6 protein-coding genes and 1 rRNA gene are annotated in these 6,322 nt (G+C 71.7%); 1 reads left to right on the top strand and 6 read right to left on the bottom strand.

From position 1 onward, the window contains the following. From HY68_RS21100 to HY68_RS21090, 3 genes are all read right to left on the bottom strand, one after another. Positions 1-790: iron chelate uptake ABC transporter family permease subunit (locus tag HY68_RS21100; RefSeq protein ID WP_041991130.1), on the bottom strand; the 790-nt coding region annotated here is incomplete at its 3' end. After that, positions 787-1,797, bottom strand: a complete 1,011-nt coding sequence (locus tag HY68_RS21095) for an iron chelate uptake ABC transporter family permease subunit (RefSeq protein ID WP_041996741.1) — start codon at positions 1,795-1,797, stop codon at positions 787-789. The genes HY68_RS21100 and HY68_RS21095, both read right to left, overlap by 4 nt. A 133-nt stretch (positions 1,798-1,930) precedes the next feature. Beyond that, positions 1,931-2,959, bottom strand: a complete 1,029-nt coding sequence (locus HY68_RS21090) for an HAD hydrolase-like protein (protein ID WP_041991128.1) — start codon at positions 2,957-2,959, stop codon at positions 1,931-1,933. A 73-nt stretch (positions 2,960-3,032) separates the two neighbouring features. Here HY68_RS21090 and HY68_RS21085 point away from each other — a divergent pair, with 73 nt between their 5' ends. Continuing rightward, positions 3,033-4,313, top strand: coding sequence for a DUF1015 domain-containing protein (locus HY68_RS21085; protein WP_041991127.1), 1,281 nt, complete (start codon positions 3,033-3,035; stop codon positions 4,311-4,313). A gap of 93 nt (positions 4,314-4,406) precedes the next feature. On the opposite strand, the gene HY68_RS43910 is transcribed toward HY68_RS21085, so the two are convergent. The 3 genes from HY68_RS43910 to rrf all read right to left on the bottom strand — a co-directional run bounded on the left by HY68_RS43910 (position 4,407) and on the right by rrf (position 6,233). After that, on the bottom strand, positions 4,407-5,144 hold the full coding sequence (locus tag HY68_RS43910; RefSeq protein ID WP_198533425.1) for a tetratricopeptide repeat protein: 738 nt from the start codon (positions 5,142-5,144) through the stop codon (positions 4,407-4,409). Beyond that, positions 5,084-5,890, bottom strand: coding sequence for a hypothetical protein (locus tag HY68_RS43905; protein WP_198533445.1), 807 nt, complete (start codon positions 5,888-5,890; stop codon positions 5,084-5,086). Before HY68_RS43905 ends, HY68_RS43910 begins: the two co-directional genes overlap by 61 nt. 226 nt (positions 5,891-6,116) lie before the next feature. Then, a 5S ribosomal RNA gene (rrf, locus tag HY68_RS21075) occupies positions 6,117-6,233 on the bottom strand. Positions 6,234-6,322 lie beyond the last annotated feature (89 nt).

The raw sequence follows: 6,322 nt of genomic DNA, 5'->3' as shown, positions 1-6,322 counted from the left end.
TCGCCGCCGCCACGAGCAGCGCCGCCGCCCCCATCAGCAGCACCCGTACCCGCTCGACCGGTATGCCGAGCGCGTACGCCGCGTCGTCGCCCATCTCCATCACCCGCAGCGGCCTGGCGTATCCGACGACCGGCGGCGCGAGCACGGCGCAGAGGGCCAGCAGCGGCCAGACCTGCGTCCAGTCACGGCCGTCGAGCGTGCCGGTCATCCACAGCACGGCCCGCGTCGCGTCGTTCAGGTCGGCCTTGGTGATCAGGTAGTAGTTGACGGCCGTGAGCATCGCGGCGACGCCGACACCGACGAGGACGAGACGGTAGCCGTGCACGCCGCGCTTCCAGGCCAGCAGGTAGATACCGGCGCCGGTCAGCAGCCCGCCGGCCAGCGCACCCGCCGAGACGGCAGCGGCGCCGCCGTGGAAGATCACGATCACCCCGAGGGCGCCGACGGTCGCGCCCTGGCCGAAGCCGATCACGTCGGGGCTGCCGAGCGGGTTGCGGCTGACGGACTGGAAAACGGCCCCGCCGATCCCGAGCGCCCCGCCCACCAGCAGCCCCACGAGCACCCGGGGCAGCCGCAGGTCACGGACGATGAACTCCTGCGAGACCGTGCCCTTCCCGAACAGGGTGGCCACGACGTCGCCCGGCGACATCGCGAAGTCGCCGCTGCCGATCAGGACGACCCCGACGGCGAGCGCCGCCACCGTCAGCACGAGCAGGACGAGACCGGAGCGGCCGTCGAACCGTACGGACAGTCCACCGGGCGTACGGATCACCCGTGTCGGCGCGCTCACAGCTGGGCCATCCTCTTGCGGCGGACGAGTTGGACGAAGACGGGCCCGCCGATCAGCGCGGTGACGATGCCGACCTGCAGTTCCGAAGGCCGGGCCACGACCCTGCCCAGCACGTCGGAGCCGAGCAGCAGCACCGGCGCGAGCACCGCCGCGTACGGCAGGATCCAGCGCATGTCCGGGCCCGTGACGGTACGGACGAGATGGGGCACCATCAGCCCGATGAAGACGATCGGCCCGCACGCTGCGGTCGCGGCCCCGCACAGCAGGGTGACGGAGAGCATCGCGAGCACGCGCGTACGGGTCAGCCGCGCGCCCAGGGAGCGCGCCGTGTCGTCGCCCATCTCCATCGCGTTCAGCGGGCGGGCGATCAGCAGCGCGAGCAGCACACCGGCCGCGATGAACGGCCACACCTTGCCGACGGTCGACATGTCGGCGGAGGCGAGCGAGCCGACCGTCCAGAACCGCAGCCGGTCGAGCGCGGCCGAGTCCAGCAGCTGGACGGCGTTGACATAGCCGAACAGCGCGGCGCTCGCCGCCGTACCGGCGAGCGCGAGCCGTACGGGGGTGGCGCCACGGCTGCCACCGAGGACGTAGACCGCCACGGACACGACGGCGGCGCCGGCGAAGGCGAACCACACGTACCCGGTCAGTGAGGTGACGCCGAGGAAGCTGATCGCGGAGACGACGGCCGCCGAGGCACCGGCGTTGACACCCAGCAGCCCCGGCTCGGCGAGCGGGTTGCGGGTGAGTGCCTGCATCACGGCGCCGGCCAGCCCGAGGGCGGCGCCGACGAGCAGCCCGAGGACGGTGCGCGGCAGCCGTACGTCGGTGACGATCACGTCGTTGTCGGTGCCCGACGCGTGGAACAGCCCGTGCCACACGTCGGCGGGCGAAATCGACTTCGCGCCGACGGCGATGCTCGCGACACACACCAGGAGCAGCACGCAGAGAGCGAGCAGCAACCCGGCGGCGCGCAGGGTGCGGCGCGCGGGCGGCGCTGCGGGCAGGGGCTCCGCGCGCTGTTCGGAGGGACGGTCGACCAACACGCAAGTTAGGCTAGCCTACCCTGACAGGCCGCCCTTCGAGGGGGGCTGCGTGCCTGCTCAGAGCCCTTGCCGACGCCCCTCAGCGCCGTACCGCTCAGAGACCCAGCTTCGCCAGCACCTTCCCCGCGTCGAGCGTGCAGGAGCCTTCCCCGGCCTGCGTCCAGGCAGCGGCGCACAGCGCACGCAGCCCGTCCAGCGCGGCGCCGTCCCCGTCGAGGACGAACGCGTCGTCGCGCACGGACGCCGTCCACCCGCCGCAGCCGAAGCCGCCGTCGGTGTCCGTCACTTCGGGCTGCCCGGTCAGCAGTCCGCGCAGATCCGCGTCCACGTACGTCGGCCGGTGCTTGGGCTCGGCGGCCAGGAGATGCGCGGCGTCCGTCACTCCGGTCAGCACCAGCAGCGAGTCCACCTCGCCGTTGAACGCGCCCTCGATGTCCGTGTCCAGCCGGTCCCCCACGACCAGGGCGTGCTTCGCGCCGGTCCGCAGGATCGTCTCCCGGTGCATCGGCGGCAACGGCTTGCCCGCGACCTGCGGTTCGGCGCCGGTCGCGATCCGTACGACCTCGACGGCCGCCCCGTTGCCCGGCGCGATGCCGCGCCCGCTCGGAATCGTCAGGTCCGTGTTCGAAGCGAACCACGGCACGCCCCGGGACACCGCGTACCCGGCCTCGGCGAACCTGCCCCAGGCGAGGTCGGGCCCGCCGTACCCCTGGGCGACCGCGGCGGGATCGTCGTCCGCCGACTCCACCGGTTCAAGCCCGCGCTCGCGCAGCGCGACCCGCAGCCCCTCCCCGCCGATGACCAGCACCCTGGCCCCTGCGGGCACTTGCTCGGCGATCAGCCGCGCCACCGCCTGCGCCGACGTGATCACATCGGCCGCCTCGGCCGGCACCCCCAGCTCCGTCAGATGCCCGGCGACGGCGTCCGGCGTCCGCAGCGCGTTGTTCGTCACGTACGCCAGACGCATCCCCGCGTCCCGCGCCGTGCCGAGCGCTTCGACGGCATGCGCGATGGCGGAACCGCCCGCGTACACCACACCGTCAAGATCGAGCAGAGCCGTGTCGTACGTCTTGTCCAGCGCTTCGCCACTGCTGCCCGGCCTGGACCTGCCCTGCTGACTCATCCGTCTTCCGCTCCTCGCTCGGGACCATCCCCCAGATCATCGCTCATAGCCGCATCCCACATACCATGCACAGATGAAGACGACAGGTGCGGCGCCCGACGGACTGCGGCTGCTCCCCTTCCGCGGCCTGCGATACGTCCCCGAACTGGTCGGCAGCCTCGCCGCCGTGACGTCACCGCCGTACGACGTCGTCATCAGGCCGGACGGACTGCAGCATCTCGAATCGGCGGATCCCCACAACATCGTCCGGCTCATCCTGCCGCAGGCCCCGACAGCCGACGAGCGCCACCGGCAGGCCGCGGAGACCTTGGCGCGCTGGCGGAGCGAGGGCGTCATCGCCCCGGACCCCGAACCCGCGCTCTACGTCTACGAGCAGCGCAGGGACGAGGTGTTGCAGCGCGGCGTCATCGGCGCGCTGGCCCTCTCCGAACCGGCGGACGGCATCGTGCTGCCGCACGAGGACGTGATGCCCGACATCGTGGCGGACCGCGCGGCCCTGATGCGTACGACGGCGACCAACCTGGAACCGCTGCTGCTGACCTACCCCGGCGGCGACGACGGTACGACCGGCACGGCGGCGGTCATCGAGCGCACGGCCGGCCGGACCCCGCTGCTCGCCACCACCACCGAGGACGGCTTCAGCCACCGGCTGTGGTCCGTCACCGATCCCGCCGAACTCGCCGCGATCGCCGCGGACCTGGGCAGCCATCAGGCACTGATCGCGGACGGCCACCACCGGTGGGCGACGTACCTCCGGCTGCGTACGGAGCACGCGGCCGGCGGACCGTGGAGCTACGGACTGGTCCTGCTCGTCGACACCAACCGCTATCCGCTGCGGGTACGGGCCATCCACCGGCTGCTGCACGGCATACCGGTGGCCCGCGCGATCGACGCCCTCGACGGCGCCTTCCGTGTCCGCACGATCGAGGGCCCGCTCCCGGACGCCCTGGACGCCCTCGGCGCGGCCACCGAAAAAGGAACCGCGTTCCTGCTCGCCGGGGACGGCCGTTTCCATCTGGTCGACCGCCCGGACCCCGGACTGCTGGCCCGGACGATCCCGGCCGACCGCCCCGCGGCCTGGCGGGAGTTGGACGCGACGGTGCTGCACAGCACGCTGCTCGACCACATTCTGCGGATCCCGGACGACCGCGAACACATCGCGTACATCCACGAGACCGACGCCGCGGTCGAGCACGCCGAGCGCAACGGATCGACCGCCGTGCTGCTGCATCCGGTACGCGAGGACGTCGTACGGGACTTGGCCCGCCAGGGCGTCACGATGCCGCGCAAATCGACGTCGTTCGGCCCGAAGCCGGCGACGGGCCTGGTGATGAGGAGCCTCACGCCGAGCTGAGTGCGGCTTCTGCGGGGCAACGCAAAAGGGCGGCGCCGGAACCCTGTTCGGGATTCCGGCGCCGCCCTCTCGTCGGACTACACGGTCACTTCGTCACTTCTTGTCGTCGGCCACGTCGTCGCTGTCGTCCTGGTCGTCGCCTTCGTCGTCGGCCGCCTCGGCATCGACGAACTCGATCCCGTCCAGCTCGGCGAGGCGGTCGGACGCGTCCGTCGCCCCGTCCTTGTCGGCCTCGATCGTCTTGGCGAACCACTCGCGCGCCTCGTCCTCACGCCCGGCCGACAGCAGCGCGTCGGCGTACGCGTAACGGAGCCGCGAGGTCCACGGATGAATGGCGCTGGACCCCAACTCCGGGCTCTCCAGGGTCACGATGGCGGCGTCGATCTGCCCCATGTCCCTGCGGGCGCCGGCGGCGACCAGCCGCATCTCGACCTGCCCCGCCTTGTCGAGCTTCCGCACCTCGGGCTCGCCGGCCATCGCCATGGCACGCTCGGGGCGGCCGAGGCCGCGCTCGCAGTCCGCCATGACGGGCCACAGGTCCACGCCGCCGGTCATCCGACGCGAAGCCCTGAACTCGGCCAGCGCCTCACCGTACTTCTGCGTCGCGTACGCGGCGAAGCCTGCGGCCTCGCGCACGGCTGAGACACGGGAGGCGAGCCGCAGGGCGATACGCGAGTAGGCGTAGGCCTGCTCCGGGTCGTCGTCGATGAGCTGGGCGACCATGACGAGGTTCCTGGCGACGTCGTCGGCGAGGGTCTTCGGCAGGCTCATCAGCTCCTGCCGGACGCTCTTGTCGATCTCGAACCCGGTGACCTCGTCGGGAATCGGCAGCCGCTTGATCGGCTCCCTGTCCCGCTCACGGTCGTCACGGCGGGTGTAGCCGCCACCACGGCTGTCGTCGCGCCGGTTGTCGTCACGCCCGCGGTATCCGCCACGGTCACGGTCGTCACGCCGGCCGTAACCGCCGCCGCCACCGCTGGTCGTGGGACGGCCGCCGCGATCGTCACGACCGCCGGTCGGACGTCCACCGCCGGTCGGACGTCCGCCACTGCTGGGACGGCCACCCGTGCTCGGACGTCCGCCTGTGCTGGGGCGTCCACCACGGTCGTCCTCGCGGCGCGGACCGCTCGGCCGGTCGTCACGACGCCCGTAGCCGCCGCCACCGCTGGTGGGACGGCCGCCGCGATCGTCACGACCGCCGGTCGGACGTCCACCGCTCGTCGGACGACCGCCACCGGTGGGGCGGCCACCGCCGGTCGGACGCCCACCGCTGGTGGGACGGCCTCCGGTGCTGGGACGGCCACCTGTACTGGGGCGTCCACCACGGTCGTCGTCACGGCGCGGACCGCTGGGACGGTCGCCGCGGTCGTCACGACGGAAGGAGGGACGGTCGTCGCGCCGGTCGTCACTACGCCGCGGCCCGCTGGGACGGTCGTCACGACGCGCGAAACCGCCGCCGCTGCCACCGCTGTTGGTGGGCCGGCCACCGCGATCGTCACGACCACGGTCGTCACGCCGAGGACTACTGGGGCGGTCGTCACGACGCGGGCCGCTCGGGCGGCCACCACGGTCGTCACGGCCCCCACGGAACCCGCCCCGGTCACCACTGTTGTCCCGACGAGGCTGCTCGCGGTCGGGACGATCGTCGGAGGAGTTGGGGGACATGGGTTGAGCTCCTGTCTTCGGGTGACGCAGTCATTCTCGCGCAACCGGCTTTCGGGTGCGCATCATGCAGAAAAGGACAAAACAAAAAAGGGCCCGTAGCCCAGCGTTGAACGCTGGACCACGGGCCCTTCAAAGATTGTTCGGCGGCGTCCTACTCTCCCACAGGGTCCCCCCTGCAGTACCATCGGCGCAATGAGGCTTAGCTTCCGGGTTCGAAATGTAACCGGGCGTTTCCCTCACGCTATGACCACCGAAACCCTATCGGGTCTCTAGCGAACAAGCACACTCTTCAATTGAGTACATACTGGTTCAACCGGTGCGAAACTGTTCGCAACCCGGGAACC

The organism is Streptomyces sp. AcH 505 (assembly GCF_000818175.1).
In the GTDB taxonomy this organism is placed as follows: Bacteria; Actinomycetota; Actinomycetes; order Streptomycetales; family Streptomycetaceae; genus Streptomyces.
The sequence above is the reverse complement of the archived record's forward strand: the minus strand, read 5'-3'. Positions and strand labels throughout refer to the sequence as shown.

Excerpts from the sequence above, each read along its gene's own strand:
- HY68_RS21090 (WP_041991128.1), bottom strand. The coding sequence starts at position 2,959 with ATGAGTCAGCAGGGCAGGTCCAGGCCGGGCAGCAGTGGCGAAGCGCTG.
- HY68_RS21085 (WP_041991127.1), top strand. The coding sequence starts at position 3,033 with ATGAAGACGACAGGTGCGGCGCCCGACGGACTGCGGCTGCTCCCCTTC.